The organism is Pseudomonas sp. DTU12.3, from assembly GCF_004124275.1.
In the GTDB taxonomy this organism is placed as follows: domain Bacteria; phylum Pseudomonadota; class Gammaproteobacteria; order Pseudomonadales; family Pseudomonadaceae; genus Aquipseudomonas; species Aquipseudomonas helmanticensis.
Genome location: NZ_CP027218.1, coordinates 1,769,799 through 1,794,520, shown reverse-complemented (window position 1 = coordinate 1,794,520; position 24,722 = coordinate 1,769,799). Strand labels below are relative to the sequence as shown.

26 protein-coding genes are annotated in these 24,722 nt (G+C 60.0%); 10 read left to right on the top strand and 16 right to left on the bottom strand.

The window, feature by feature from the left end:
• Nucleotides 1-79: 79 nt before the first annotated feature.
• A complete protein-coding gene (locus C2E19_RS08175; protein WP_174823931.1) occupies nt 80-994 on the bottom strand; it encodes a LysR substrate-binding domain-containing protein in 915 nt (304 codons plus the stop codon).
• Between the two features lie 77 nt (nt 995-1,071).
• Here C2E19_RS08175 and C2E19_RS08170 point away from each other — a divergent pair, with 77 nt between their 5' ends.
• From C2E19_RS08170 to C2E19_RS08160, 3 genes are all read left to right on the top strand, one after another.
• Complete coding sequence (locus C2E19_RS08170; RefSeq protein ID WP_129390327.1) at nt 1,072-1,557, top strand: DMT family transporter; 486 nt, start codon at nt 1,072-1,074, stop codon at nt 1,555-1,557.
• Between the two features lie 272 nt (nt 1,558-1,829).
• Nucleotides 1,830-3,065: an aminotransferase class I/II-fold pyridoxal phosphate-dependent enzyme gene (locus tag C2E19_RS08165; RefSeq protein ID WP_129390324.1), complete on the top strand. Its 1,236-nt coding sequence runs from the start codon at nt 1,830-1,832 to the stop codon at nt 3,063-3,065.
• Nucleotides 3,066-3,080: 15 nt separating this feature from the next.
• Complete coding sequence (locus C2E19_RS08160) at nt 3,081-4,247, top strand: MFS transporter (RefSeq protein WP_129390321.1); 1,167 nt, start codon at nt 3,081-3,083, stop codon at nt 4,245-4,247.
• Here the strand turns inward: C2E19_RS08160 and yiaY are convergent.
• Nucleotides 4,244-5,392 carry an L-threonine dehydrogenase gene (yiaY, locus tag C2E19_RS08155; protein ID WP_129390318.1) on the bottom strand — a complete coding sequence of 383 codons (1,149 nt, stop codon included), beginning with the start codon at nt 5,390-5,392 and terminating at the stop codon, nt 4,244-4,246. The genes C2E19_RS08160 and yiaY overlap by 4 nt on opposite strands.
• 154 nt (nt 5,393-5,546) lie before the next feature.
• Here yiaY and C2E19_RS08150 point away from each other — a divergent pair, with 154 nt between their 5' ends.
• Nucleotides 5,547-6,566 carry a DUF4917 family protein gene (locus tag C2E19_RS08150; RefSeq protein WP_129390316.1) on the top strand — a complete coding sequence of 340 codons (1,020 nt, stop codon included), beginning with the start codon at nt 5,547-5,549 and terminating at the stop codon, nt 6,564-6,566.
• Nucleotides 6,567-6,654: 88 nt separating this feature from the next.
• On the opposite strand, the gene C2E19_RS08145 is transcribed toward C2E19_RS08150, so the two are convergent.
• Nucleotides 6,655-7,197 (bottom strand): helix-turn-helix domain-containing protein, encoded by a 543-nt coding sequence (locus tag C2E19_RS08145; RefSeq protein WP_129390313.1) that lies wholly within the window; start codon nt 7,195-7,197, stop codon nt 6,655-6,657.
• Between the two features lie 106 nt (nt 7,198-7,303).
• Here C2E19_RS08145 and C2E19_RS08140 point away from each other — a divergent pair, with 106 nt between their 5' ends.
• Together C2E19_RS08140 and C2E19_RS08135 are read left to right on the top strand one after the other, a co-directional pair.
• Nucleotides 7,304-8,086: an aldolase gene (locus tag C2E19_RS08140; protein WP_129390310.1), complete on the top strand. Its 783-nt coding sequence runs from the start codon at nt 7,304-7,306 to the stop codon at nt 8,084-8,086.
• A gap of 23 nt (nt 8,087-8,109) precedes the next feature.
• A complete protein-coding gene (locus C2E19_RS08135; protein WP_129390307.1) occupies nt 8,110-8,991 on the top strand; it encodes a dihydrodipicolinate synthase family protein in 882 nt (293 codons plus the stop codon).
• 132 nt (nt 8,992-9,123) lie between these two features.
• Here C2E19_RS08135 and C2E19_RS08130 read toward each other — a convergent pair whose 3' ends face one another.
• The 3 genes from C2E19_RS08130 to C2E19_RS08120 form a co-directional block, all read right to left on the bottom strand.
• Complete coding sequence (locus C2E19_RS08130; RefSeq protein WP_025110712.1) at nt 9,124-9,468, bottom strand: YegP family protein; 345 nt, start codon at nt 9,466-9,468, stop codon at nt 9,124-9,126.
• Between the two features lie 192 nt (nt 9,469-9,660).
• On the bottom strand, nt 9,661-9,966 hold the full coding sequence (locus tag C2E19_RS08125; protein ID WP_016982789.1) for a ribbon-helix-helix domain-containing protein: 306 nt from the start codon (nt 9,964-9,966) through the stop codon (nt 9,661-9,663).
• Nucleotides 9,967-9,979: 13 nt separating this feature from the next.
• A complete protein-coding gene (locus C2E19_RS08120; protein WP_129390304.1) occupies nt 9,980-10,561 on the bottom strand; it encodes a DJ-1/PfpI family protein in 582 nt (193 codons plus the stop codon).
• A 294-nt stretch (nt 10,562-10,855) separates the two neighbouring features.
• On the opposite strand from C2E19_RS08120, the gene C2E19_RS08115 reads away from it, so the two are divergent.
• The gene (locus C2E19_RS08115; RefSeq protein WP_129390301.1) at nt 10,856-11,830 is read left to right on the top strand and encodes a DMT family transporter; all 975 of its coding nucleotides are present in this window, start codon (nt 10,856-10,858) and stop codon (nt 11,828-11,830) included.
• Here C2E19_RS08115 and C2E19_RS08110 read toward each other — a convergent pair.
• The 4 genes from C2E19_RS08110 to C2E19_RS08095 form a co-directional block, all read right to left on the bottom strand.
• A complete protein-coding gene (locus C2E19_RS08110) occupies nt 11,821-13,035 on the bottom strand; it encodes an SAM-dependent methyltransferase (RefSeq protein WP_129390298.1) in 1,215 nt (404 codons plus the stop codon). The two genes, C2E19_RS08115 and C2E19_RS08110, sit on opposite strands and share 10 nt — an antisense overlap.
• A 168-nt stretch (nt 13,036-13,203) precedes the next feature.
• Nucleotides 13,204-13,821, bottom strand: a complete 618-nt coding sequence (locus tag C2E19_RS08105) for a TPM domain-containing protein (RefSeq protein ID WP_129390294.1) — start codon at nt 13,819-13,821, stop codon at nt 13,204-13,206.
• Between the two features lie 33 nt (nt 13,822-13,854).
• Nucleotides 13,855-14,607 carry a YgcG family protein gene (locus tag C2E19_RS08100; RefSeq protein ID WP_129390291.1) on the bottom strand — a complete coding sequence of 251 codons (753 nt, stop codon included), beginning with the start codon at nt 14,605-14,607 and terminating at the stop codon, nt 13,855-13,857.
• 116 nt (nt 14,608-14,723) lie between these two features.
• The gene (locus C2E19_RS08095; protein WP_122591621.1) at nt 14,724-15,332 is read right to left on the bottom strand and encodes a LemA family protein; all 609 of its coding nucleotides are present in this window, start codon (nt 15,330-15,332) and stop codon (nt 14,724-14,726) included.
• A gap of 260 nt (nt 15,333-15,592) precedes the next feature.
• Here C2E19_RS08095 and bglX point away from each other — a divergent pair, with 260 nt between their 5' ends.
• Nucleotides 15,593-17,884, top strand: a complete 2,292-nt coding sequence (gene bglX / locus C2E19_RS08090) for a beta-glucosidase BglX (RefSeq protein ID WP_129390288.1) — start codon at nt 15,593-15,595, stop codon at nt 17,882-17,884.
• A gap of 141 nt (nt 17,885-18,025) precedes the next feature.
• Here the strand turns inward: bglX and C2E19_RS08085 are convergent, their stop codons facing one another.
• The 5 genes from C2E19_RS08085 to C2E19_RS08060 form a co-directional block, all read right to left on the bottom strand.
• On the bottom strand, nt 18,026-19,183 hold the full coding sequence (locus C2E19_RS08085; RefSeq protein WP_129390285.1) for a phosphatidylserine/phosphatidylglycerophosphate/cardiolipin synthase family protein: 1,158 nt from the start codon (nt 19,181-19,183) through the stop codon (nt 18,026-18,028).
• Nucleotide 19,184: 1 nt separating this feature from the next.
• On the bottom strand, nt 19,185-19,775 hold the full coding sequence (locus tag C2E19_RS08080; protein ID WP_129390282.1) for a YceI family protein: 591 nt from the start codon (nt 19,773-19,775) through the stop codon (nt 19,185-19,187).
• A gap of 184 nt (nt 19,776-19,959) precedes the next feature.
• Nucleotides 19,960-20,256, bottom strand: coding sequence for an amidase (locus C2E19_RS08075; RefSeq protein WP_129390279.1), 297 nt, complete (start codon nt 20,254-20,256; stop codon nt 19,960-19,962).
• Nucleotides 20,253-21,326 (bottom strand): serine hydrolase, encoded by a 1,074-nt coding sequence (locus tag C2E19_RS08070; RefSeq protein WP_129390276.1) that lies wholly within the window; start codon nt 21,324-21,326, stop codon nt 20,253-20,255. The genes C2E19_RS08075 and C2E19_RS08070 overlap by 4 nt, the downstream gene beginning before the upstream one ends.
• Nucleotides 21,327-21,464: 138 nt before the next feature.
• On the bottom strand, nt 21,465-22,346 hold the full coding sequence (locus tag C2E19_RS08060) for an acyl-CoA dehydrogenase (RefSeq protein ID WP_129390273.1): 882 nt from the start codon (nt 22,344-22,346) through the stop codon (nt 21,465-21,467).
• Nucleotides 22,347-22,499: 153 nt separating this feature from the next.
• On the opposite strand from C2E19_RS08060, the gene olsB reads away from it, so the two are divergent.
• Together olsB and C2E19_RS08050 are read left to right on the top strand one after the other, a co-directional pair.
• A complete protein-coding gene (gene olsB, locus C2E19_RS08055; protein WP_007916280.1) occupies nt 22,500-23,255 on the top strand; it encodes an L-ornithine N(alpha)-acyltransferase in 756 nt (251 codons plus the stop codon).
• Nucleotides 23,255-24,046: a 1-acyl-sn-glycerol-3-phosphate acyltransferase gene (locus tag C2E19_RS08050; protein WP_129390270.1), complete on the top strand. Its 792-nt coding sequence runs from the start codon at nt 23,255-23,257 to the stop codon at nt 24,044-24,046. The genes olsB and C2E19_RS08050 overlap by 1 nt, the downstream gene beginning before the upstream one ends.
• 81 nt (nt 24,047-24,127) lie before the next feature.
• On the opposite strand, the gene C2E19_RS08045 is transcribed toward C2E19_RS08050, so the two are convergent.
• Complete coding sequence (locus tag C2E19_RS08045; protein ID WP_129390267.1) at nt 24,128-24,700, bottom strand: ACP phosphodiesterase; 573 nt, start codon at nt 24,698-24,700, stop codon at nt 24,128-24,130.
• Nucleotides 24,701-24,722: the final 22 nt, after the last annotated feature.

Sequence of the window (24,722 nt, the reverse complement as noted above, 5' to 3'; positions counted from 1 at the left end):
ACCAAGTTCGCCAAGGCAGGCAGCGTGTTTTGCGCATTTTTCAGACCCGGCGACTTCCGCCAAAACGTGGAAAAAACGCTCAGTTCGCTGCCACCATCCCCTCCTCAATCCTGCGATTCAACCAGTTCAACGCCTGATCCCCACCCCGCCGCTTGTGCCACGCCAGAACAAACGTGAACGGCGCAATCTCGAACGGTGGCGGCACCACGATCAATTCCCCCTGTTCAATTTCCCGCACACTTCTCGACGACACCGTCAAAATCAGATCCGTGCCACTGATGAACTGCGGCGCGACGTTCCAGTGCGGCAGGCTGATCGCGACGCGGCGGCGCTCACGCAGAGACGTCAAGGCGCGCTCGATTTCCGGTGTGCCGCTGCCGCGCATTTCCAGCAATACGTGCGGCCGCGACAGGTAGCTCGGCAAATCCAGCACACCGTTGGCCGGCAGCGTCTGGCGATCCAGCAGGCAGACGTAGCGTTCTTCAAACAGCACCGAATTGCGAAGTTCGTTGGGCATTTCCGGAAAGACCCCGGCAGCGACGTCGATATCGCCGTTGAGCACGCCTTCAAGCATGCCTTCGCGGCTGGCGTGGCTGACTTGCAAATCGATGCCGGGCGCCTCACGACGCAAGGTGCGAATCAGCGTAGGCAGAATAATTGCCGCGCCGTAATCCGACATCGCCACGCGAAACGTCCGACGTGCGCTGGCCGGATCGAAGGCATTTGGCGCCAGCAGCGATTGCACTTGGGCCAGTGCTTCTGCCAGCGGCGCGACCAGTTCCAGTGCGCGCGCGGTCGGCACCAGAGATGCGCCAGCCCGCACCAACAGCGGATCACCGAGCAGATCGCGCAAGCGTGCCAGCGCATGACTGACCGCCGGCTGGCTCAGGTGCAGGCGTTCGGCGGCGCGGGTGACGTGTTGCTCATTGAGCAGGGCGTCGAGGATCACCAGCAAGTTGAGATCGATACGGCGCAGATCATTCATCTGATGCATGTTCTGGATGAAGAAACGGAATTTAAATCTGCGCGACGAATACTCTAGAGTCCAGCAAAACCTGTTGGAGTTTGACCATGAGTACGTTGCAGTGGGCCGGTTTGTTGGCGCTGGCCGCGTTTGCCGGCGCGGTGGTGCCGTTTCAGAGCGCGATCAACAGCAATCTGGCGCGAGGGTTGGGGCATCCGTTGTGGGCGACGTTGGCGTCGTTGCTGGTGAGCGTTTTGGTGTTGTTGCCGGTGATCCTGGCGTTGCGTTTGCCGTTGCCGTCTATGGCGTTTATCAGCAAAGCGCCCTTGTGGATGTGGGCGGGCGGCGCATTTGGCGTGTGTTTTGTGGCGTTGGCGGTGGTGCTGCTGCCGAAGCTTGGAGCATCGGGGTTTGTGGCGCTGGCGTTGGCCGGGCAGGTGATTGCCTCGATGGTGCTGGATCACTTTGGCTTGTTTGGGCCGGTGGAGAAACAGCTAACGGTGTCGCGAGTGTCGGGCGCGCTTTTGTTGATTGCGGGGGTGGTGTTGATTCAGTTTGGCCAATCGGCTGGCAGGGTTTTGGTGCCACAGTGAAGATCAAAAGATCGCAGCCTTCGGCAGCTCCTACATTAATCGGTGGGAAGGCGGCGATCTTTTTAGCCACTTAGAGATTGTCCGATTTTCGCCCAAGTCAGACGGGGGATTGCTAGTCGGACTTTCAGGGTTTCGCCCTACAAACAAAACTCCGCCAGCCCTCAGCAATAGCGGAAACGCCCGATTCTTGCCTGACACAAGTCTCGGTAAAGTCTGGCAACACACGCAGCTTGCAACGCCCCATGGATCGCAACACTCAAGGAATGTCATCGATGAATCACACGTCCTTCACCACCCACACCTTTTCCAATTACCGCAAGGTCATCGCATTGGCCGATCACGATTGGGAAATTGCCGAGGCCGGAAAGATCGCCGGGCTGAATGTCGCAGTCGACAGCCCCAACCTGCTGCTCGATCAACACGGGCGCAGCTTTCATCACTTCTGCACCACTTCCTATCTGGGCCTGGATCATCATCCGGCCTTGCTCGAAGGAGCGATGGCAGCCTTGCGCGAAACCGGTTCACTGCGTGTTGCCAACTCGCGTAACCGCTGCAAACTGGCGATTCTGGAGCAGTACGAAAGCGAGCTGTCGCAGTTGTTCGGCGCGGTGTGCCTGAGCAGCCTGTCGTGCAGCGCTGCGAGTGCCGGGGTGCTGCCGTTGCTGGCCAGTGGCGTGTTCACGCAAAATCGTCCACCGGTGATGGTCTTTGATCGCCTGGCGCATTACTCGATGCATCATCTGAAGGCCAGTTGCGCCGATGAAACCAAAGTGCTGACCTGCCCGCACAACGACATGGATTTTCTCGAGTCGATCTGTCAGCGGCATGCCACCGTCGCCTACATTGCCGACGGCGCCTACAGCATGGGTGGGGTGACAAACATGGACGCCCTGCTGTACCTCAAGGATCGCTACGGTTTGTTTCTCTACCTGGATGATTCGCACGCATTGTCCGCTGTCGGTGAGAACGGTGCCGGGCTGGTGCGCCCCACGCTTCAGGCGCTGGAGGACGACTGTCTGATCGTCGCTTCACTGGCGAAATCCTTTGGCGCCAGCGGTGGCCTGGTGATGTTTGGCAACTCGCGACAGAAGACTCTTGTGCAGCGTTACGGTGGCCCGAGCAACTGGTCGCAAAGCCTTAACTGCGCGGCCATCGGCGCCGGCCGAGCGGCCATCGGCTTACATCGCACCGAGGCTTTCAGCACCTTGCAGAAACAGCTTCAGGCTAACATCCAGCTGTTCGACAGCCTGATCCGCACGCACCAGTACGGCAGCAACATGGCCATCCGCCTGATCCATTGCGGTGAAGCCGCCATCGCCAACAAAATCGCCATTGAGCTGGCCGAACTGGGCTACTTCACCAGCGCGGTGTTTTTCCCGGTCGTGGCGCAAGGCCAAGCGGCGATCAGAATCACCTTGCGCGCCGACATGCCGGCACCGCTGATCCGCAGTTTCTGCACAGCGGTCAGCGAACTGTTGCGCACGCACCGCTGCGACCTCGACAAATAAAACCAGGGACGCCCCATGAACGCCAGCGTCACGCTCCTCATCACTTGCTGCACGGTTTTCCTCGCGCAGTTGGGCATGAGCATTTATTTACCGGCGCTGCCGGAAATTGCCCGCGATCTGCAGGCGCAACCTGCGCAAGTAGCCTGGGGGCTGTCGCTGTACCTGATCGGCATGGCCTTGCCCATGTTGTTCTGGGGCAGCCTGGCGCAACGCATTGGACGCAAACCGGTGTTGCTGGCAGCGCTGGGTATTTACGGCCTGGCAAACCTCGCGTTACCAGCGGGTTCGACGCTGGAATCGTTTCTCGCGCTGCGACTGCTGCAGGGTGTCGGTGCCAGTGGGATTTCGGTGATGGCGCGAGTGTTGATCCGCGACAGTTTTCGCGGCGAGCAACTGGCCAAGGCACTGTCGTGGATTTCGATTTCGTTCGTCGTAGCGCTGGGTATCGGACAGTATCTGGGGTCGGTCATTCAGCTGATTCTGGGATGGCAGGCGATCTTCTATCTTCTCGGAGCATCCTCTCTGTTGATGGCTGCGGTGGTGTCGCGGATCGAGTTTCCGCCCCTGCTCGACGGACCGGTCACTAGCTCATCCTGGGCGGTTTACCGGCAGATTCTGCGCCATCCGGCCTTTCTGCTGCCGGCACTCGCCGGGGGTTTGGGCTACGGCGTGATCATCGCTTTCAACACCGCCGCGCCGCTGATTCTGCAAGGGCCGTTCGGGTGGTCGACGGTGGAATATGGCCTGTTGGGCTGGCCGATCAGCCTGGCGTATTTTCTCGGCGCACTGGCAGTCAATCGCTTGGTTTTGCGTACCGGTCAGCGCTGGTTGATGACGCTGGGCGTGGGCCTGGTGACGGCTGGTTGTACGGTGATGCTGCTGGGCAGCCTGACGGCAAGTTCGCTGGCGCTGCTGTTCTGGTTGCCATACTGCGTGGCGGTTTTCGGGCAGTCACTGAACTACCCGATCAGCCTGTCGCTGGCCAACGATGGCGCACCGATTGCGGGAGCCTATGCGATGGCGTTGAGCGGTTTCATTCACCAACTGATGGCGGCGATCATCGCCGCCATTGCCAGCCTGATCGCCAGTCCGCAAGCGTGGCCATTGTCGCTGTTGTGCCTGCTGCTGGCGCTCGGTGCGATGCTTTGCACGAGATGCGCACCGACGCGGGGAGCCACTTAAAACGCGTTACGGAAAATTTCCTCGATCTGACGTTGATCCGCCGCGCGAGGATTGGTCAGCCCGCAAGCGTCTTTCAGGGCATTGGTAGCGAGAATCGGGATGTCGGTGAGTCTGGCGCCGAGTTCGCGCAGACCGCCGGGGATCTCGATGTCCTTGGCCAGACAGCGAATGGCGCTGATCGCGGCTTGTGCGCCCTCTTCCGGGCTGAAGCCGCGAATGTCCGCGCCCATCGCGTGAGCGACATCGGTCAGGCGATCGGCGCACACCAGTGCATTGAAGGTCTGCACATGCGGGAGCAGCACGGCGTTGCACACACCATGGGGCAAGTCGTAATAACCGCCCAGTTGATGCGCCATCGCGTGCACGTAACCGAGTGATGCGTTGTTGAACGCCATGCCGGCGAGGAACTGCGCGTAGGCCATGTTCTCCCGCGCCGCGAGGTCACTGCCGTCGCGCACCGCCAGGCGCAGGTTGTTGCTGATCAAGGTGATTGCCTTCAGCGCACAGGCGTCGGTGATCGGGTTGGCGGCAGTCGAGACGTAGGCTTCGATGGCATGGGTCAGCGCGTCCATGCCCGTGGCGGCGGTCAGGCTTTTTGGCATGGCGACCATCAGCTCCGGGTCGTTGACCGACAGCAGTGGCGTGACGTTCCGGTCGACAATGGCCATTTTCACATGCCGCGATTCGTCGGTGATGATGCAGAACCGGGTCATCTCGCTGGCGGTGCCGGCGGTGGTGTTGATGGCGATCAGCGGCAGTTGTGGCTTGCTCGATTGATCGACACCTTCGTAATCGCCGATCTGCCCACCGTTGGTCGCACACAGGGCAATGCCCTTGGCGCAGTCATGGGGCGAGCCGCCGCCGAGGGACACGACGAAATCGCAGCGGCTTTCCTTGAGCAAGCCCAGACCGGATTCGACGTTGGCGATGCTCGGGTTCGGTTTGGCGCCATCGAAGATCACCGAATCGATGTCCTGCATCGCCAATTTCTCGGCCAGCATGCTGGCGACACCAGCCTTGGCCAGGCCGCTGTCGGTGACGATCAGCGCCTTGCGAAAACCGTAGTTGCGGATCGCGACCATGGCTTCGTCGAGGCAACCATTGCCCATGATGTTGACCGCCGGAATGAAAAAGGTGCTGCTCATCGTGCGTCTCCTGACTGGGGCCGAATCGACTGCTCCGATCCGACGGATGCACACAGGATCGACCGATCGGTCAGGGACGATGTTGATCTGGCTCAATGCCCGCTCGTGATAAAGTCGCCGCCCATCAGCCCCTTTGTTTTGAGACACCTGCGCAATGACCGATTTTCTGGATGTCGACGCCACCCTCGAAGACTGGAGCGCCCTGCGCACCGCGACCGACTTCGAGGGTTTGCTGGTGGGCAATGGCGCCAGCCGCGCCGTGTGGGACGACTTCGGCTACGATTCGCTGTTCGAAAATGCCCGTACCGTGGAAGAGAAACCGCTCAGTGCCTCCGAACTGGCGGTGTTCGACGCAATGCAAACGCGCAGCTTCGAGCAGGTGCTCGGCGCGCTGAAAACCACCAGCCGGGTCAACAAGGCCCTGGCCGTCAGTTCGGCGGCGCCGCGCAACCGCTATTACGCGATCAAGGAAGCGCTGATCAATACCGTGCACGCCGTCCACATTCCATGGCGGCTGGTTAAGCCTGCAACGCTGGCGGCGCTGAATGAAGAACTGGCGCGCTATCGCACAGTGTTTACGACCAATTACGACTTGCTCAACTATTGGGCTCTACAGCACCGAAGCGAGGCCATCGACGATCTGTTCAACGGCCCGAATGCCAGCTTCGATCTGGCCGAAAGTGCGACCGACAAACCGCGTTTACTCTACCTGCACGGCGGTCTGCACCTGGTGCGCAATCAGGACGGTACCGCACGCAAACTGACCTCGACCGAGGGCACGCTGCTCGGCAGTTTTGCAATCAACAACACCCTCAAGACGCTGGATGACGTGCCGTTGTTCGTCACCGAAGGACCGAGTGCGGACAAGCTCAAGAGCATTCGCAGCTCCGATTATCTGTCGTTCTGCTATGAACAATTGCTGGGGCATGGCGGCAGCCTGTGCATCTTCGGCCATGCGCTGGGTGAGCAGGACGCACACATTGTCCGCGCACTGCGATTGGCGAAACCGGCGACGGTGGCGATCTCGATTTATCCGCGCAGTGCGGCGTTTGTTCAGCATCAGAAGCGCCATTACGCGCAGGTGTTTGAAGGGACCGGGGCTGAGTTGCGATTTTTTGATGCGAAAACCCATGCGTTGGGCAGTACGAAGCTGTCGGTGCCGGTCGAGGTTTGAAGCAAGATCAAAAGATCGCAGCCTGCGGCAGCTCTTACAGAGGTCAAGGTAGGAGCTGCCGCAGGCTGCGATCTTTTGACTTCAAGGTTCATTCCTCGCTGCTGTGCACCACCACCAGCAACTGCGCCTGCACATCCCCCACCGATCTGATCCGGTGCGGCTTCTGGGCATTGAAGTGCAGCGCATCGCCGCGTTCCAGCAGCACCTTCTCGCTCATGAAATCCACTTCCACCTGCCCTTCGTGGACGAACAGAAACTCTTCGCCCAAATGCTCCTTGAAGGTCTTGTCGGTGAACTCGCCAGGCGGGTAGATGATGAATGGCAGCAGGTTGCGCTCGCTGACCTGATGCGCCAGCACGGCATAACCCGGGCTCTGGTCATTGGCTGCCAGTGACTGACGCTCGTGGCTGCGCACAAGGCTGTAGCTGTCGAGGCTGACGTTGTCTTCGGAGAACAATTCCTCGACCTTCACGTTCAGCGCCTTTGCCAGTTTCAACGCAGCGGCAATCGACGGTGTGTTCAGCCCGCGCTCGACTTTCGACAGATAACTCTTGGTCATGCCGGATTTTTCGGCCAATGCCTCAAGGGTAACGCCAAGTTTTTTTCTCAATAATTTCAAACGGATAGACATGCGCAGCAGTTATTCCAGCAAGGAAGCGACGATTCGTGCTTGCCAATGACACTTTGTGTCATATAGCCTCTTTAGTGTCATTTGCAATCACCCAAAGGACACAGACATGGCCAAGACATTAGCACTACCCAAAGAACAACTGGTCAAGCAAGCGCTGACCCAGATGCAAAATACTCTGGCGGATAATACGTGGACGGACCGGCAAAAGCTGGCCCTGACCTGCCGGATTCTTTTCGAGAGCGGTCATGACTTAGGTCTGGCCGGACAAATCACTGCTCGCGGCCCGCAACCGGGCACCTATTACACTCAGCAACTGGGCCTGGGTTTCGACGAAATAACCGCTAGCAATCTGCTGCTGGTCAACGAAGACCTGGAAGTCCTCGAAGGTCACGGCATGGCCAACCCGGCCAACCGTTTCCACAGTTGGGTGTACCGCGCTCGCCCGGACGTGAACTGCATCATCCACACGCATCCGACGCACATTGCCGCGCTGTCGATGCTGGAAGTGCCGCTGCAAATTTCGCACATGGACTTGTGCCCGCTGTATGACGACTGCGCGTTTCTCGAAGGCTGGCCGGGGGTGCCGGTGGGTAACGAGGAAGGCGAACTGATTGCCGGTGCGCTGGGCGACAAACGCGCGATCCTGCTCTCGCACCACGGCCAGTTGTCGACCGGCACGACGATCGAGGAGGCCTGCGTCATCGCCCAATTGATCGAACGTGCGGCGAAACTGCAACTGCTGGCGATGGCGGCCGGCACGATCAAGCCGATCATTCCGGCGCTGGGCCGCGAAGCCCATGACTGGGTGTCGAAGCCTAAACGCCACGCTGCCGCCTTCAACTATTACGCTCGGCAGAACCTGCGCCAACACGCCGATTGCCTGAACTGAAAACCCATTACGGAGACATTCCCATGTCCAATATTCACGGCATCATCGGCTACACCATCACCCCGTTCACCGCCAATGGCGAAGGGCTGGATCTGCCGGCACTCGGCCAATCGATCGACCGCCTGATCGCCAGCGGCGTCCACGCCATCGCGCCACTGGGCAGCACCGGCGAAGGCGCTTATCTGAGCGATGCGGAGTGGGATCAGGTTGCCGAATTCAGCATCAAGCACGTGGCCAGACGCGTACCGACCATCGTCAGCGTGTCCGACCTGACCACCGCTAAAGCCGTGCGCCGAGCACGTTTCGCCGAAGCCCACGGCGCCGATGTGGTGATGGTACTGCCAGCGTCTTACTGGAAACTGACCGAAGCGGAAATCCTCGCCCACTATCGCGCCATCGGCGACAGCATCGGCGTGCCGATCATGCTCTACAACAACCCGGCCACCAGCGGCACCGACATGTCGGTCGAGTTGATTCTGCGCATCGTCAATGGCGTGGAAAATGTGACCATGGTCAAGGAGAGCACCGGCGACATCCAGCGCATGCACAAGCTGCAACTGCTCGGCGACGGTCTGGTGCCGTTCTACAACGGCTGCAACCCGCTGGCGCTGGAAGCGTTCGCGGCCGGGGCGAAAGGCTGGTGCACCGCAGCGCCGAACCTTATCCCGCGGTTGAATCTGGATCTGTACGAAGCGGCCATGGCGGGCGATCTCGACCGGGCGCGGGATTTGTTCTATCGCCAATTGCCGCTGCTGGACTTCATCCTCAAGGGAGGATTGCCGGCGACGATCAAGGCCGGGTTGCGCGATACCGGGCTGGAGGTGGGCGATCCACGCTTGCCGGTGTTCCCGCTCAGTGAAGCCGGTCGGGGTCAACTCCAGACAATCCTGAAAACCCTGAGCTAATCCACAGGCAACACACAAAACCCTGTAGGAGCTGTCGAGTGCAACGAGGCTGCGATCTTTTGATCCTGATCTGTACAACCCAGATCAAAAGATCGCAGCGTGCCGCAGCTCCTACAGGGGGATGTGGCGATTTCAGAGGACTGGCAACGTTTTGTCCTTGATCACTTTGCTCGGCCCGTTGGCTTTGACGCTGGCGATGCCTTTGGCACACGCGGCGTCCGTGGAATACGACTCGCTGCTGCCGATGATCTGGTGGTTGGCGGCCTTGAGGTTGAAGTACGGATGGCCATCCTTGGTGGTCTTTTTCTCGTAGCGTTCATCCAGCGGGCTGTTGGTCTGCACCGAGGCAATGCCGTTGTCGGCTGCCGCGCGGGTGGTGTAGAGCTCGCTGGTGAGAATGGTTTCGGCGTTGGCGGCCTTCAGCACAAACCTGAACTGACCGTTGCTGCTTTTACTCACTTCGTACCATCCGGACATGCTCGTTTCTCCTGGGCGATTAAGAGATTTCGCGCTTCAGAGTAAAGACCAGTCCAGAACATCTGTCGCCTGTACCGGCCCCTTCGCCAGCAGGGACTCCCACATTGGATCTCCAGTGAACACAACCTTGGTGAACACTCAGTACCCAATGTGGGAGCGGGCTTGCTCGCGAAGGGTTCAACCCGCAATCGGCTATTTCACCACCGCCCGCACCACCGACAACTCCGGCGCACTCACCCGTCGCTGCGACAGATACCGCGTACAACTCACCCGCAAAAACGAGGCAAAATTCACCACCTCGCCACGATAATCCATCACCTCTTCATACAGCTTGGCGATCAATTGATTGGTGGTCATGCCATCGACTTCGGCGATTTCGCTGAGGATGTCCCAGAACTGATTTTCCAGGCGCAGCGTCGTCACCACTCCGCAGATACGCAGCGAACGGGAGCGCGATTCGTAGAGAATCGGATCGGCCTTGACGTAGAGCTCGCACATTGGCGAATCCTCGTTACAAAGTAATTTTGGTGCCAAGCAGGCCAAGGAAACCGGCCAGCCAGTTCGGATGCGCCGGCCATGCCGGAGCAGTGGCCAGATTGCCTTGAACGTGGCCTTCCGTCACCGCGATATCGATGTACGTACCGCCCGCCAGTCGCACTTCCGGAGCACAGGCCGGATAGGCGCTGCATTCGCGACCTTCGAGCACGCCCGCCGCTGCCAGCAGTTGCGCACCGTGGCAGACCGCCGCGATGGGTTTGCCGGCCTTGTCGAAAGCGCGTACCAGATCGAGGACTTTTTCGTTGAGGCGCAGATATTCCGGCGCACGTCCGCCGGGGATCAGCAGCGCGTCGTAGTCGGCTTCGCGGGCCTTGGCGAAGTCGAAATTGAGCGCGAACAGGTGACCGGGTTTCTCGCTGTAGGTCTGGTCGCCTTCGAAGTCATGGATCGCGGTGCGCACGGTCTGCCCGGCGGCCTTGTCCGGGCACACGGCGTGGACGCTGTGACCGACCATTTGCAGGGCCTGGAACGGCACCATCACTTCGTAGTCTTCGACGTAATCGCCGACCAGCATCAGGATTTTTTTCGCGGCCATGGGGGAGGACTCCTCTGGGAAATGCTTGGGAGTATTCAAGGTAGACCTAATCCAGCGGGCCAGGTAATAACTGACTACTACACTCATCACCTGTAGGAGCTGCCGCAGGCTGCGATCTTTTGACTTTGCCCTTGAAAACAACATCAAAAGATCGCAGCCTGCGGCAGCTCCTGCGTTGCGGGGATTACCCGCAACTGTACGGATAAGTCTGTGCCTAGCTGTAACAGCCGCTAGAGCCCGGTTTATGGCTTTATGAAGGTCATTCCCAAACTCCTTCGATTCCGGTCCCCCATCATGTCCTCTCGCGAAAACACCGGCATGGCCCTCGGCCTGCTTGGCGTGGTGATTTTCAGCCTCACTCTGCCCTTCACCCGCATCGTCGTGCAGGAACTGCATCCGCTGCTCAACGGTCTCGGTCGCGCGTTGTTCGCGGCGATTCCGGCGGCGCTGTTGTTGTTGTGGCGTCGCGAAAAATGGCCGACATGGCAGCAAGTCAAAGGCTTGAGCCTGGTGATCGTCGGGGTGATTCTGGGTTTCCCGGTGTTGTCGGCGTGGGCCATGCAAACGTTGCCGGCGTCTCACGGTGCGCTGGTCAATGGCTTGCAGCCTTTGTGCGTGGCGCTGTATGCGGCGTGGCTGTCTCATGAGCGGCCGTCGAAAGCCTTCTGGGCCTGCGCGGCGCTGGGTAGCGCGCTGGTGCTCGGCTATGCGCTGTACACCGGGGCCGGCAGCATTCAGGCCGGTGATCTGCTGATGCTCGGCGCGATTGCCGTGGGCGGTCTGGGCTATGCCGAGGGCGGCCGGTTGGCCAAGGAGATGGGCGGTTGGCAGGTGATCTGCTGGGCGCTGGTGCTGTCGACGCCGCTACTGATCGGCCCGGTGTTGTATCTGGCGCTGCAACATCAGGGCGCGGTATCGGCAAAAACCTGGTGGGCGTTTGGCTATGTGGCGTTGTTTTCGCAGTTTCTCGGTTTTTTTGCCTGGTACGCCGGGTTGGCCATGGGCGGCATTGCCCGGGTCAGTCAGATCCAGTTGTTGCAGATTCTCTTCACCATCGCGTTTTCGGCGCTGTTCTTTGGTGAACATGTCGAGCCGATCACCTGGGTGTTTGCCTGCGGGGTGATTGCGACGGTCATGCTCGGTCGCAAAACCACCATCAAACCAAATGTGGGAGCGGGCTTGCGCGCGAATGCGGTTCAACATTCACCACACATGGTGACTGATCCGACGCCTTCGCGAGCAAGCCCGCTCCCACACGATCAAAGGTAACCGTCGGCGCGCAGCAGGGTTTCCAGGCAGTGTTCGCTGATCTGGTAGAAGGCTTTCAACTCGGCAATCTTCAGCAGCAGTTGCGCCGGGTCGACCGGCTCGGCGCGTTTTACCGCGAGGATCATCTTGTTCTTGTTGGTGTGATCGAGCGAGATGAACTCGAACACTTTGGTCTCGTAGCCGCAGGCCTCAAGGAACAACGCACGCAAACTGTCAGTGACCATTTCCGCCTGCTGACCGAGGTGCAGACCGTATTGCAGCATCGGTTTGAGCAGCGCCGGGCTCTGGATTTGCAGGCGGATCTGTTTATGGCAGCACGGCGAGCACATGATGATCGAGGCGCCCGAACGAATGCCGGTGTGGATCGCGTAGTCGGTAGCGATGTCGCAGGCATGCAGGGCAATCATCACGTCCAGCTCGCTCGGCGCCACGCTGCGCACATCACCGCACTTGAACACCAGGCCCGGATGATCGAGCTTCGCCGCCGCCGCGTTGCACAGGTTGACCATCTCTTCGCGCAGCTCGACGCCGGTGACTTCGCCCTCGGCCTTCAAGGTGTTGCGCAGGTAATCGTGAATCGCAAAGGTCAGGTAACCCTTGCCCGAACCGAAATCGGCGACCCGCACCGGTTTGTCCAGCGCCAGCGGCGACGAGGTCAGGGCATGGCTGAAGACTTCGATGAATTTGTTGATCTGCTTCCACTTGCGCGACATCGCCGGGATCAGCTCAAGCTGCGCGTTGGTCACGCCGAGATCCTTGAGGAACGGGCGGCTCAACTCCAGAAAGCGGTTTTTCTCGCGGTTGTGCTCGGCGGAAGGCGCTTCACGCAATTGCTGGGGTTTGCTCTTGAACAGCGAACTCTTGCCCTTTTTGCTGTATTCGAGCTGAGCTTCATCGGTCACGGCGAGCAAATGCGCATTTTTGAACGAAGCTGGCAACAGCGCGGCAATCGTCGCCACACCTTCGCTCAGCGGCAGGTTCTTGGTGATGTCACGGGTCTTGTAGCGATAGACGAAGGACAGGTTTGGCTGCGCCTTGACCGTCACCGCTTTGATGATGATCCGTTGCAGATCCGCTTCTTCACCGACGTATTTGGCCAGCACCAGTTTGATGAAGCCGTTCTGCTCGAGGCTGGTCTGCAGCAGCTCGATGAACTGGGCGTGGTGATCGGGTGCAGGCTTGGTGGACGGCGCGGTAACGGACATGGAAAAGCGGCCTCGGACGGGCGAAATCGGGAATGGCGGGTATTTTAGGGGGGATGTCGGTCGGGGACACGCTCTTATTTACCCAACGGCACAAATCAAAAGATCGCAGCCTTCGGCAGCTCCTACACAGGCCAATGTAGGAGCTGCCGAAGGCTGCGATCTTTTGATCTAGGCCAACACCACCAACCGATTGGGCAATTCGTTGCGCACTTGCGTCACCGGCACATGCACTTTGAGCAATTCACCACAGGCCTCGATACACGTCACAAACCCCTCAAGCGTACGCCCCTGCCGCACCTGCTCGGTAAACGCCGCCACGATCGAATCCCAACTCTTGTTGTCCAGCCGACTGGAAATCCCCTCATCCACCAGAATCTCCACATACCGCTCCGCCTCGCAGACAAAAATCAGCATGCCGGTGCTGCCCACCGTGTGATGCAGGTTCTGCTCGAGAAACTGTCGCCGCGCCAGGTTCGACGCCCGCCAATGGCGCACGCGACGCGGGATCAAATGCGTGGTGATTTTCGGCAAACGAAACAGCAGGCACAACACGATAAACGCGCCCCACTGCACCAGCAGCAGACTGTGCATGGTCAGCCAGCCGGTCAGGTAATGCACGACGCCGGGCACCACCAGCGCCAGCAAACTCGCCCACAGCAGCGGGATGTAAGCGTAGTCGTCGGCGCGGGCTGCCAGCACTGTCACCAGTTCGGCATCGGTGTCGCGCTCGACCCGGGCAATTGCCTCGGCGACTTTGCGTTGTTCGTGTTCAGTCAGTAATGCCATGTCGAAAAGTGCCTGCTCATTATTCTTTTAATGTCACCAGCCGCCGGATGAACCGCCGCCGCCGAAGCTGCCCCCGCCACCGCTGAAGCCGCCACCTCCACCGCCGCCGCCAAAACCGCCTCCGCCGAAACCTCCACCGCCCCCGGAGCCGCCACGGCCGGCGGGAAGGATACCGAGCATCTGGCAGACAAACACCGTCAGGATGAACAACATCACCAGAAAAACGAACAACGCCGGGTGCCGCGAAATGAAATCGTCGGAAGGGTCGCCGCTGGATTCATACACTGTCGACGGCTCGTCCAGTGGATTACCGCCCAGCACCACCAGCATTGCCGCGACGCCATCGCTGATGCCTTTGCTAAAATTGCCGGTCTTGAATGCCGGCGTGATGACTTGATGGATGATCACCGACGTCTGCGCATCGGTCAGCCGGTCTTCAAGGCCATAACCGACTTCAATGCGCAGTTTGCGCTCATCGCGCGCGACGATCAGCAGCGCGCCGTTGTTCTTGTCTTTCTGGCCGATGGCCCAGTGGCGACCGAGCTGAACGCCGAAATCCTCGATGGTGGTGCCCTGCAGATCCGGCACGGTGACGACGACCAATTGCTCGCCGGTCGCCTGCTCGTGGGCCTGCAACTGCTGCTCCAGTTGCACGCGCACCGCCGGCTCGATCATCTGCGCGGCGTCCACCACCCGCCCGCTCAGCGCCGGAAACGTCAACTCGGCCCGAGCGCTGAGGGCGAACAACCACAGCACCAACACCAGCCCCATCTTCAACGCACGCATCTATTACCCCCACCAATCCCCTGTAGGAGCTGCCGCAGGCTGCGATCTTTTGATCTTGTTTTTTACAAACCAACGTCAAAAGATCGCAGCCTGCGGCAGCTCTTACGCAGGCTTTCTCAGAATTTCACTTCCGGGGCTTTTTCTGCGCCGGGAGTGGTGGCTTCGAAGGTTTCGCGGATCGGCAGGTCGCTGTACATCACGCTGTGCCAAAGGCGACCGGGGAAGGTACGGATCTCGGTGTTGTATTTCTGCACCGCCAGAATGAAATCGCGGCGCGCCACGGCAATACGGTTTTCCGTGCCCTCAAGCTGCGATTGCAGGGCGAGGAAGTTCTGGTTGGCCTTCAGATCCGGATAACGCTCGGAAACCACCATCAAACGGCTCAACGCGCCGGTCAGTTGATCCTGCGCCTGCTGGAACTGTTTGAGCTTCTCGGGATTGTCGAGGGTGCTGGCGTCGACCTGGATCGAAGTCGCTTTCGCCCGAGCTTCGATCACTGCAGTCAGGGTCTCTTCCTCATGCTTGGCATAGCCCTTCACCGTTTCCACCAGATTGGGAATCAGGTCGGCGCGGCGCTGGTACTGGTTCTGCACCTGGCCCCACGCCGCTTTGGCCTGCTCGTCGAGGGTCGGGATGTTGTTGATGCCGCACGCGGTCAGCAAGGTGGCGAACACCAACAATGTGGCGACCTGCAAACGCGAGCGGTAGGTTGGACTGACATTCATCGGAGTGATGCTCCCTGGCACATTTGATTAAAAAACCGGCGGTGAAACACTCGGGGCTGGCACTTGGGGCATAATCGGCCGCGCCACTGGATTGCTGCGGGCTAATGGGCTAAAAAGTGCCCTGCGCGATCACGCTGTCGATGCTCGGCGGTCGTGTTTGGTTCGATCTTTTTGAGCCTGCACCCGAACAACAATAGTCGCTCCCTAAATTTTGGCTGGCCGGCATTGCATTGCCGTTTGTGCCCTTGAGAAAAATATTCATGAAGAAGCTGTGTTTGCTGGGTCTGTTCGTCAGCCTGGCCAGTCATCAAGTATTGGCCGCCACGACCCCGGTACCCCTGGAAAACAAGGACGCGTTCATCACCAATCTGATGAACCAAATGACCCTCGATGAAAAGATCGGGCAATTGCGCCTGATCAGCATCGGCCCGGAAATGCCCCGCGAGCTGATCCGCAAAGAGATCGCCGCCGGCAACATCGGCGGCACGTTCAACTCGATCACCCGCCCGGAAAACCGTCCGATGCAGGACGCGGCCATGCGCAGCCGTCTGAAGATTCCGATGTTTTTCGCGTACGACGTGATCCACGGTCACCGTACGATTTTCCCGATCCCGTTGGCGCTGGCGTCGAGCTGGGACATGGATGCCATCGGCCAATCCGGCCGCGTCGCCGCCAAAGAAGCCGCCGCCGACAGCCTCGACATCACTTTTGCGCCGATGGTCGACATCTCCCGCGACCCGCGCTGGGGCCGCAGCTCCGAAGGTTTCGGTGAAGACACCTACCTGACTTCGCGCATAGCCGGCGTCATGGTTCGCGCCTATCAGGGCGCCACCCCGAGCGCGGCCGACAGCATCATGGCCAGCGTCAAGCACTTCGCCCTCTATGGCGCGGTTGAAGGTGGTCGCGACTACAACACCGTCGACATGAGCCCGGTGAAGATGTACCAGGATTACCTGCCACCGTACCGCGCCGCGATCGATGCCGGCGCTGGTGGTGTGATGGTCGCGTTGAACTCGATCAACGGTATTCCGGCCACCGCCAATACCTGGCTGATGAACGACCTGCTGCGTCGCGACTGGGGCTTCAAAGGCCTGGCGGTCAGCGACCACGGCGCGATCTTCGAACTGATCAAGCACGGCGTCGCCCGCGACGGTCGTGAAGCGGCGAAGCTGGCGATCAAGGCCGGCATCGACATGAGCATGAACGACACCCTCTACGGCAAAGAGCTGCCGGGGCTGCTCAAGTCCGGCGAGATCGAACAGAAAGACATCGACAACGCCGTGCGTGAAGTCCTCGCCGCCAAGTACGACATGGGTCTGTTCAAGGATCCGTACCTGCGCATCGGCAAGGCAGAAGATGATCCTGTCGACACCTACGCCGACAGCCGTCTGCACCGCGCCGAGGCCCGCGAAGTCGCGCGTCGCAGCCTGGTGCTGCTGAAAAACCAGAACGAAACCCTGCCTTTGAAGAAGGACGCAAAAGTCGCGCTGGTCGGCCCGTTGGCCAAAGCGCCAATCGACATGATGGGTAGCTGGGCGGCGGCGGGTAAACCGGCGCAATCAGTGACCCTGTTCGACGGCATGAGCTCGGTGATCGGCAACAAGTCGAACCTGATCTACGCCCGTGGCGCCAACATCACCAGCGACAAGAAGGTTCTGGATTACCTGAACTTCCTCAACTTCGATGCCCCGGAAGTGGTCGACGACCCGCGTCCGGCCAGCGTGCTGATCGACGAAGCAGTAAAAGCGGCCAAGGACGCTGACGTGATCGTTGCCGCCGTCGGCGAATCCCGTGGCATGTCCCACGAATCTTCCAGCCGTACCGACCTGAACATCCCGGAAAACCAGCGCGAGCTGATCCGTGCTCTGAAAGCCACCGGCAAACCATTGGTGCTGGTGTTGATGAACGGCCGTCCGCTGACCATTCTCGAAGAGAACCAGTCGGCTGACGCGATTCTGGAAACCTGGTTCAGCGGCACCGAGGGCGGCAACGCCATCGCCGACGTGCTGTTCGGCGACTACAATCCATCGGGCAAACTGCCGGTGACCTTCCCGCGCTCCGTGGGCCAGATCCCGACTTACTACAACCACCTGAGCATTGGCCGGCCGTTCACGCCGGGCAAACCGGGCAACTACACCTCGCAGTATTTCGATGACACCACCGGGCCGCTGTTCCCGTTCGGTTTTGGCTTGAGCTACACCAACTTCGCCCTGAGCGACATGGCGCTGTCGTCGACCACCCTGAACGCCACCGGCAAGCTCGACGCCAGCGTCATGGTGAAAAACACCGGCAAGCGTGACGGCGAAACCGTGGTGCAGTTGTACATTCAGGACGTCACCGGCTCGATGATCCGTCCGGTGAAAGAGCTGAAGAACTTCCAGAAAATCATGCTCAAGGCCGGCGAACAGAAAGTCGTGCACTTCACCATCACCGAGGATGACCTGAAGTTCTACAACGCCCAGCTCAAGTACGCAGCCGAGCCTGGCAAGTTCAACGTGCAGATCGGCCTGGACTCGCAGGACGTGACGCAGCAGAGCTTCGAGTTGCTGTAACAGCAGCAACACTGCAAAACCCTGTGGGAGGGGGGCTTGCTCCCGAAGACGGAGTGTCATTCAGCCTATTATTGCCTGACACACCGCTTTCGGGAGCAAGCCCCCTCCCACATTGGATTTAGGGTGTATTCAAAATCGGTTTTATCCGCGGCGATCGAGGATGTTGACCACCACCCGATCCACCCAGCCCCAAATCCGCTGTTTGACCCGCCGCCACAACGGCCGGCGCTGCCATTCCTCCAGACTCACCAACTGACTCAGCCCGAAGTCCTTCACAAAACTCGCCTCGACCGCGGCCGTCAACGACGCATCCAGCGCTTCCAGATTCGCCTCCAGATTGAAGCGCAGATTCCAGTGATCGAAATTGCACGAGCCGATGCTCACCCAATCGTCCACCAGGACCATTTTCAGGTGCAGGAAACACGGCTGATATTCGAAGATCTGCACCCCGGCCTTGAGCAGTCGCGGATAGTAGCGATGCCCGGCGTAGCGCACTGACGGGTGATCGGTGCGCGGCCCGGTCAACAGCAAACGCACGTCAACACCGCGCGCGGCAGCCTTGCGCAGTGAGCGGCGGATTTTCCAGGTTGGCAGGAAATACGGCGTGGCCATCCAGATGCGTTTTTGCCCGCTGTTCAAGGCGCGGAACAGCGACTGCAGAATGTCACGATGCTGGCGCGCGTCGGCATAAGCCACGCGGCCCATGCCCTCGCCCTTATCCGGCACGCGCGGCAATCGCGGCAGACCGAAATGCGCGGCCGGGCGCCAGGCGCGGCGATAGCGGTTGGCGATCCACTGGCGATCAAACAGTAATTGCCAGTCGATCACCAACGGGCCGCTGATCTCGACCATCACTTCATGCCACTCGCTGGTGTCATGCCCCGGCGTCCAGAACTCGTCGGTGACGCCAGTGCCGCCGACCACCGCCAGACGCTGATCGACCAGCAGCAATTTACGGTGATCGCGATAGAAATTACCGACCCAACGCCGCCAGTTCAGCCGATTGTAGAAACGCAGTTCGACCCCGGCATGGGTCAGGCGCTGACGCAGATTGAAGGTGAAGGCGAGGCTGCCGTAATCATCGAACAGGCAACGCACGCGCACGCCACGTTCGGCCGCCAGCACCAGTGCTTGCACGATGGTTTCGGCACAAGCGCCGGCCTCGACCAGATACAGCTCAAGTTCGATCTGTTCCTGCGCGCCAGCGATCTGCTCAAGCATGCGCGGAAAGAACTGCGGGCCGTCGATCAACAACTCGAACCGGTTGCCGTCACGCCATGGGAACACCGCGCCGCGCATGTCAGCGCGCCGTGAAGATCAGCACCGCACCCACCGGCACCGACAGACTGATGGCCGACAGGTCGGCGAGTTTGCGCAGGCTTTCCAGGCCCGGCACCAGATCAAAATCCTCGGCGTTGATCACCAGCGGCTCAAGGGTGACCACTTGAAAGCGTCGATCATCGAGACGCGTCGCCAGCAGCTCGGCTGGATATTCATGTTGCTTGCCGTGCAGGTTGACGGTCAGCGGCAGGCGCAATTCCAGTTGCGCGCCGGGGGCCAGATCGTTGATCGGACGCAGATCGATCTGGGTGGTGATGGTCGCTTCGGGAAATTGCTCGATCTGGAACAGCTCCTTGCGCATGCGCTCGTCGCGCAGCGGGATACCGCTGTTGACCGAATCCAGCTCGACTTCGACTTCGGCGCGACCGTTGGGGTCGACCTTGCCGTGCAGCACCAGAAAGCGCTGCACCTCGGAAATGTTGGCGTTTTTTGTGCTGACGAACGACAGCCGCGACGACTCGCCGTCCAGATACCAATTGGCCTGCGCCGGCAACGCGACAGCGGCCAGCAGCAGGCTGGACAGGGATGCAATGAGGGAGCGGTTGAACATTGAGGACTCGTGGGGCCGATAAACCTGCACGAACCTTAACCGCCCACACAGTTATTGCAAACTGAAGATCACGCCCGGTGGGAGCGAGCCTGCTCGCGAAGACGTCATCTGCCGCAACAGAGAAGGTGCAACTACTGTTGCATTCGCGAGCAGGCTCGCTCCCACAAAAAACAATCGGGTGTTTTCAGGGATTGAGGCGGCAGCCCAAGCGTTCATTTTGCCACTGCGCGCTGTTGCTGCGGCCCACGCCGCTGACCGTGATGGTTTTGTTGGCGCTGTCATCGGTGAATGCGCTGGTCGGCAGCCACTGTTTTACGTAGCCACGGCAATACTCGGCATCGTTGTTCATCACATAACGGCACGAGCAATATTCCTTGGCGGTGTAGGCGCTGATGATGTCGGGGAAGGCCCACAGATTCTCGCGTTCGTAAACGCTCCAGCCGACCAGAAGGACTAGCAGCAACAACAAAAAATGCTTCATGGCCGCACCGCCTTCAGCACGCGTTTGAGCAGCTCGTTGTGCCGATAACTGCCGTCGCGATCATCGCCATAGCGCACGATCAGCAGTTTTTCGCTGGGAATCACATACATCGCCTGGCCCCAATGCCCGAGGGCGGCGAAGGTATCCGGTGGTGCATCGGGCCACGGAGAGGTTGCGCCATCCGCCGGCCGATTGAGCCACCACTGACCACCGGGCACGGCTTCATCCTGATGAGCCTTGTAACCGGCGAAGGGTTTCAGGTTGAACGCCACCCAGTCCTTGGGCAGCAGTTGCTGGTCATTCCAGCGCCCGTCGCGAGACATCAACAACCCGACCCGTGCCAGATCGCGGGCGGTGAGATAAGCGTAAGACGAGGCGACAAAAGTGCCCGTCGCATCGGTTTCCCACACGGCGTGGTGGATGCCCAAAGGCTCGAACAATGCCGTCCACGGATAGTCGGGATAACGCTTTGGGCCAACAATATTTTTCAACGCTGCCGCGAGCAGATTGCTGTCGCCGCTGGAGTAGCGAAAAGCCTGCCCCGGTGCGGCATAGCTATCGTGATCAGCCGTGAACGCGGCCATGTCGCGGTGACCACGGGTGTAGAGCATCGCCACCACCGAGGATTTCAGCGGCGCGTATTCGTAGTCTTCCTGCCAGTCGATGCCTGAAGCCCAGTGCAGGAGATCGGCGAGTTTTATATCCGGGTGTTTAGCCAATGGCGGGGAGAACTTTGCGGCTGGGTCTCCGAGTTTGAACAGCCCTTCGCCGTACGCCACACCGAGGACCGTGGCCATCAGGCTTTTGCTGATTGACCAGGTCAGGTGCGGGGTGTGTTCGGTGGTCGGGCCGGCGTAGCGTTCGTAAATGATTTCGCCGTCGCGGATGATCAGCAACGCGTCGGTGCGGATGCCTTTGCGGGTGGTGTCGTCGCGAGCTGGGAAGGCGTATCTCTCCAGCGCCCCTGTATCGGTGATGGTCGCGCCGATTGGCCACTGTTCGCCGGGCCATTGTTCGGCGTGAACGGTGAAGGTGATCAACAGCAGAAACAGGATGAGGCCTTTGAACATGGTGAGGGCTCGGCAGACAGGTCTGCTGAGCCTAGCCCAGAAAAATGACAATCTGCCCTGTAGGAGCTGCCGCAGACTGCGATCTTTTGATCTTGTCGTTTAAAAGCAAGATCAAAAGATCGCAGTCTGCGGCAGCTCCTACAGGGGATGTTGCAAGGCTTTGGCCAGACGTTTGGCTCGGGCGGCGGAGGCCAACCGCATCACTCCTTGATCGCGCTGCCACATCATCGCCCACTCCGGATTACCGTCGCGCAAGGCCTGACTCACCTCGCCTTCCAAAGCATCAAACTGCGCAAACAACCCAGCCAACAGCACATGCCCGGCCGGATTATTCGGCGGCTGCCGGCTCGCCTCCGCGCACCCGGCCAACAACGCCAGCAATCGAAGTTGCAGCGCCTGCGGCCAGTCACTGTCCTGCCCGACGCCATACAGCCACGCGGTCATCGCGCTCAGCACATAGACATCTTCGAGGGTGCGAAACGGCTTCACATAAGCGTCCCAACCATCGCCAGCAAGCAACTCGCACAGGGCGCCATCCAGCAGCAAGCGGCCATGACTGATGTCCGGCATCAACGGCAGCACCGGCAATTTCTCCACGCTCACACCGGGCTCACCGGGGTACACCACCGCCAGACTCAGGCGCGGATTTTCGCCGGCTTCCTCACTGCGCGCAGCAATCAATAGCCAATCCGCCGCATCACCGGCCGTGACGAAATCCTTGCGCCCGCTCAGGCGTAAATCGGTGAGCCGCGTCTGCATGTCCGCCGGACGCAAGCTGCGCTGTTCGGTCGCACACAAAGCGCCAAGGCTGAGCGGTGCACTCGGCCACAACATGCGCAATGCCGCCTGATAACCGACCAGAAACGCCAGCCCCGGCGTCGCCATCCGCCGCCCGCCCGCGACCGCCAATTCGAACGGTGTGACGTTGCCCAACTGCTGCAACAACATCGCAAAACCCTCGGCAAGGTCAGCAACGGCGGGCAATCGTTCACGGCTTTGCAGCAGATCTGGCCAGGGCATAAGAGGCTCCTTGTGGGCTGTCATATAAGCATCACCGAACGTTCATGGCGATGACACCGGGGCTACATAGCCTGACTTTGCACAACACGGCTGCATAAAGAAAGTCGATCGGCTGCAACCCACGACGGGTTCAAGGCCCGTACGGAGATTCACATGACTCAGATCGCCCGCATCAGCGACACCGGCAATGAACGCCGCCTGCAAGCCGAACGCCTGATCGGCGCCGAGGCTCTGCAGCAAGCCCAGGCCTTGCGCTTCAACGTCTTCAGCGGCGAGTTCAACGCCAAGCTGAAAGGCGCGGAACTGGGTCTGGACATGGATGATTATGATGTTCACTGCAGCCACATCGGTGTACGTGATCTGAATACCGGCCGCTTGGTGGCGACCACCCGTTTGCTCGATCACACCGCCGCCAGCAGCCTCGGCAAGTTCTACAGCGAAGAAGAATTCAGCCTGCACGGTCTGGCGCATCTGCAAGGTCCGATCCTCGAAATTGGCCGTACCTGCGTCGACCCGGCGTATCGCAACGGCGGCACCATCGCGGTGTTGTGGGGCGAGTTGGCCGAAGTATTGAATCAGGGTGGCTACAGCTATCTGATGGGTTGCGCGAGCATCCCGATGCAGGACGGCGGCATTCAGGCGCACGCGATCATGCAGCGTCTGCGCGAGCGTTATCTGTGCACCGAGCACCTGCGCGCCGAGCCGAAAAATCCGCTGCCGACGCTGGATATTCCATCCAACGTGATCGCCGAAATGCCGCCGCTGCTCAAGGCTTATATGCGTCTGGGCGCGAAGATCTGTGGCGAGCCGTGCTGGGACGAAGACTTCCAGGTCGCCGACGTGTTCATCCTGCTCAAGCGCGACGAACTCTGCCCGCGCTACGCCAAACACTTCAAGGCGGCCGTGTGATGAGCCGGCTGCGGGTGTACGCGCGGATCGCGCGGGTGCTGTTGGTGGTCTCGCTCGGATTGACCATGGCCAGCGTCTTCGGCATGTTTGAACGGATTGGCCTGGCGCATTCGATGGAGCGGCGTCAGCGCTGGTCGCGCTTCTTCATGGCGCGCTTGAGCAACGCCCTGCCCTTTCGCATGACGGTGCACGGCGAGCTGCCGCAGCAGCCGATGCTGTGGGTCAGCAATCACGTGTCATGGACCGACATTCCATTGCTCGGCATGCTCACGCCGTTGTCGTTTTTGTCCAAAGCCGAAGTGCGCACCTGGCCGGTCGCCGGTTGGCTTGCGGCCAAGGCTGGCAGCCTGTTCATTCGTCGCGGGTCGGGCGACAGTCAGTTGATCCGCAAGCAGATGACCCGTCACTTGCAAAGCGATCACGCATTACTGATGTTTCCCGAAGGCACGACTACCGATGGCCGCTCGCTGCGCACCTTTCATGGTCGCTTGCTGTCGGCGGCGATTGATTCCGAGGTGATGCTGCAACCGGTGGCGATCCGATATCTGCGCGATGGCGAGATTGATGCGCTGGCGCCGTTCATTGGTGACGATGATCTGCTGTCGCACCTGATGCGTCTGTTCAGTAATGATTGCGGCGATGTCGAAGTGCACCTGCTCAAGCCGATTGCCTGTCAGGGGCGCGAGCGTGCGGCACTGGCGTTCGAGGCACAGCAGGCGGTGCAGAAGGCGTTGTTTGGTGCGATTCCGGAAATCCAAAAATCCCCAATGCGCCCGGCCATCGCCGCTTGAAAAGCAAAAGATCGCAGCCTTCGGCAGCTCCTGCATTGATCCCTGTAGGAGCTGCCGAAGGCTGCGATCTTTTGATCTTGCTTATCCCTGCAACGCCGCGAAATCCTGGAGTTGTGGGTAGAACAAAGCGAAATCCTCACTCAACGGCTCATACAACCGCCGCAACTCCTGCATCGCCCCCGCCAGTTCCTCCGGCCGGCTCAACCGCCGCGAGATCCCGCGCAGCACCTGCTCCAGCACTTCAAATTCCTGATACGAACCCAACCAGTCATTGGCAACCATGTGCGGCGCAATCTTCGCCAGTCGTTCGGGCAACTGCTGTTCATGGGTCAGCACTCGATACACATCAGCGGTAAACACCTCCAACGGCTGATCGGCATACAACCGCCAGTCCCGCGCCAGACAGTGATCGAAAAACACATCGAGGACGATCCCGGCATAACGCCGCCGCGTCTCGGTAAACCGCCCCAGCGCGATGTCTACCAGCGGATGGCGATCGGTGAACACATCAATCCGTCGATGCAGTTGAATCGCCGCTTCTACCTCCGGCGCGAACTGCCCTTGCAGCCGGCCTTTGACGAAGTCGCCGTACAGACTGCCGAGTAACTGACCGGGGCGCTGGCCACCGAGGTGCAAATGTGCGAGATAGTTCATGGGCGCAGCTTAGCACCGCGCC

Coding starts and splice junctions, on each gene's coding strand:
- C2E19_RS08175 (WP_174823931.1), bottom strand. CDS start 994: ATGCATCAGATGAATGATCTGCGCCGTATCGATCTCAACTTGCTGGTG.
- C2E19_RS08170 (WP_129390327.1), top strand. CDS start 1,072: ATGAGTACGTTGCAGTGGGCCGGTTTGTTGGCGCTGGCCGCGTTTGCC.
- C2E19_RS08165 (WP_129390324.1), top strand. CDS start 1,830: ATGAATCACACGTCCTTCACCACCCACACCTTTTCCAATTACCGCAAG.
- C2E19_RS08160 (WP_129390321.1), top strand. CDS start 3,081: ATGAACGCCAGCGTCACGCTCCTCATCACTTGCTGCACGGTTTTCCTC.
- yiaY (WP_129390318.1), bottom strand. CDS start 5,392: ATGAGCAGCACCTTTTTCATTCCGGCGGTCAACATCATGGGCAATGGT.
- C2E19_RS08150 (WP_129390316.1), top strand. CDS start 5,547: ATGACCGATTTTCTGGATGTCGACGCCACCCTCGAAGACTGGAGCGCC.
- C2E19_RS08145 (WP_129390313.1), bottom strand. CDS start 7,197: ATGTCTATCCGTTTGAAATTATTGAGAAAAAAACTTGGCGTTACCCTT.
- C2E19_RS08140 (WP_129390310.1), top strand. CDS start 7,304: ATGGCCAAGACATTAGCACTACCCAAAGAACAACTGGTCAAGCAAGCG.
- C2E19_RS08135 (WP_129390307.1), top strand. CDS start 8,110: ATGTCCAATATTCACGGCATCATCGGCTACACCATCACCCCGTTCACC.
- C2E19_RS08130 (WP_025110712.1), bottom strand. CDS start 9,468: ATGTCCGGATGGTACGAAGTGAGTAAAAGCAGCAACGGTCAGTTCAGG.
- C2E19_RS08125 (WP_016982789.1), bottom strand. CDS start 9,966: ATGTGCGAGCTCTACGTCAAGGCCGATCCGATTCTCTACGAATCGCGC.
- C2E19_RS08120 (WP_129390304.1), bottom strand. CDS start 10,561: ATGGCCGCGAAAAAAATCCTGATGCTGGTCGGCGATTACGTCGAAGAC.
- C2E19_RS08115 (WP_129390301.1), top strand. CDS start 10,856: ATGTCCTCTCGCGAAAACACCGGCATGGCCCTCGGCCTGCTTGGCGTG.
- C2E19_RS08110 (WP_129390298.1), bottom strand. CDS start 13,035: ATGTCCGTTACCGCGCCGTCCACCAAGCCTGCACCCGATCACCACGCC.
- C2E19_RS08105 (WP_129390294.1), bottom strand. CDS start 13,821: ATGGCATTACTGACTGAACACGAACAACGCAAAGTCGCCGAGGCAATT.
- C2E19_RS08100 (WP_129390291.1), bottom strand. CDS start 14,607: ATGCGTGCGTTGAAGATGGGGCTGGTGTTGGTGCTGTGGTTGTTCGCC.
- C2E19_RS08095 (WP_122591621.1), bottom strand. CDS start 15,332: ATGAATGTCAGTCCAACCTACCGCTCGCGTTTGCAGGTCGCCACATTG.
- bglX (WP_129390288.1), top strand. CDS start 15,593: ATGAAGAAGCTGTGTTTGCTGGGTCTGTTCGTCAGCCTGGCCAGTCAT.
- C2E19_RS08085 (WP_129390285.1), bottom strand. CDS start 19,183: ATGCGCGGCGCGGTGTTCCCATGGCGTGACGGCAACCGGTTCGAGTTG.
- C2E19_RS08080 (WP_129390282.1), bottom strand. CDS start 19,775: ATGTTCAACCGCTCCCTCATTGCATCCCTGTCCAGCCTGCTGCTGGCC.
- C2E19_RS08075 (WP_129390279.1), bottom strand. CDS start 20,256: ATGAAGCATTTTTTGTTGTTGCTGCTAGTCCTTCTGGTCGGCTGGAGC.
- C2E19_RS08070 (WP_129390276.1), bottom strand. CDS start 21,326: ATGTTCAAAGGCCTCATCCTGTTTCTGCTGTTGATCACCTTCACCGTT.
- C2E19_RS08060 (WP_129390273.1), bottom strand. CDS start 22,346: ATGCCCTGGCCAGATCTGCTGCAAAGCCGTGAACGATTGCCCGCCGTT.
- olsB (WP_007916280.1), top strand. CDS start 22,500: ATGACTCAGATCGCCCGCATCAGCGACACCGGCAATGAACGCCGCCTG.
- C2E19_RS08050 (WP_129390270.1), top strand. CDS start 23,255: ATGAGCCGGCTGCGGGTGTACGCGCGGATCGCGCGGGTGCTGTTGGTG.
- C2E19_RS08045 (WP_129390267.1), bottom strand. CDS start 24,700: ATGAACTATCTCGCACATTTGCACCTCGGTGGCCAGCGCCCCGGTCAG.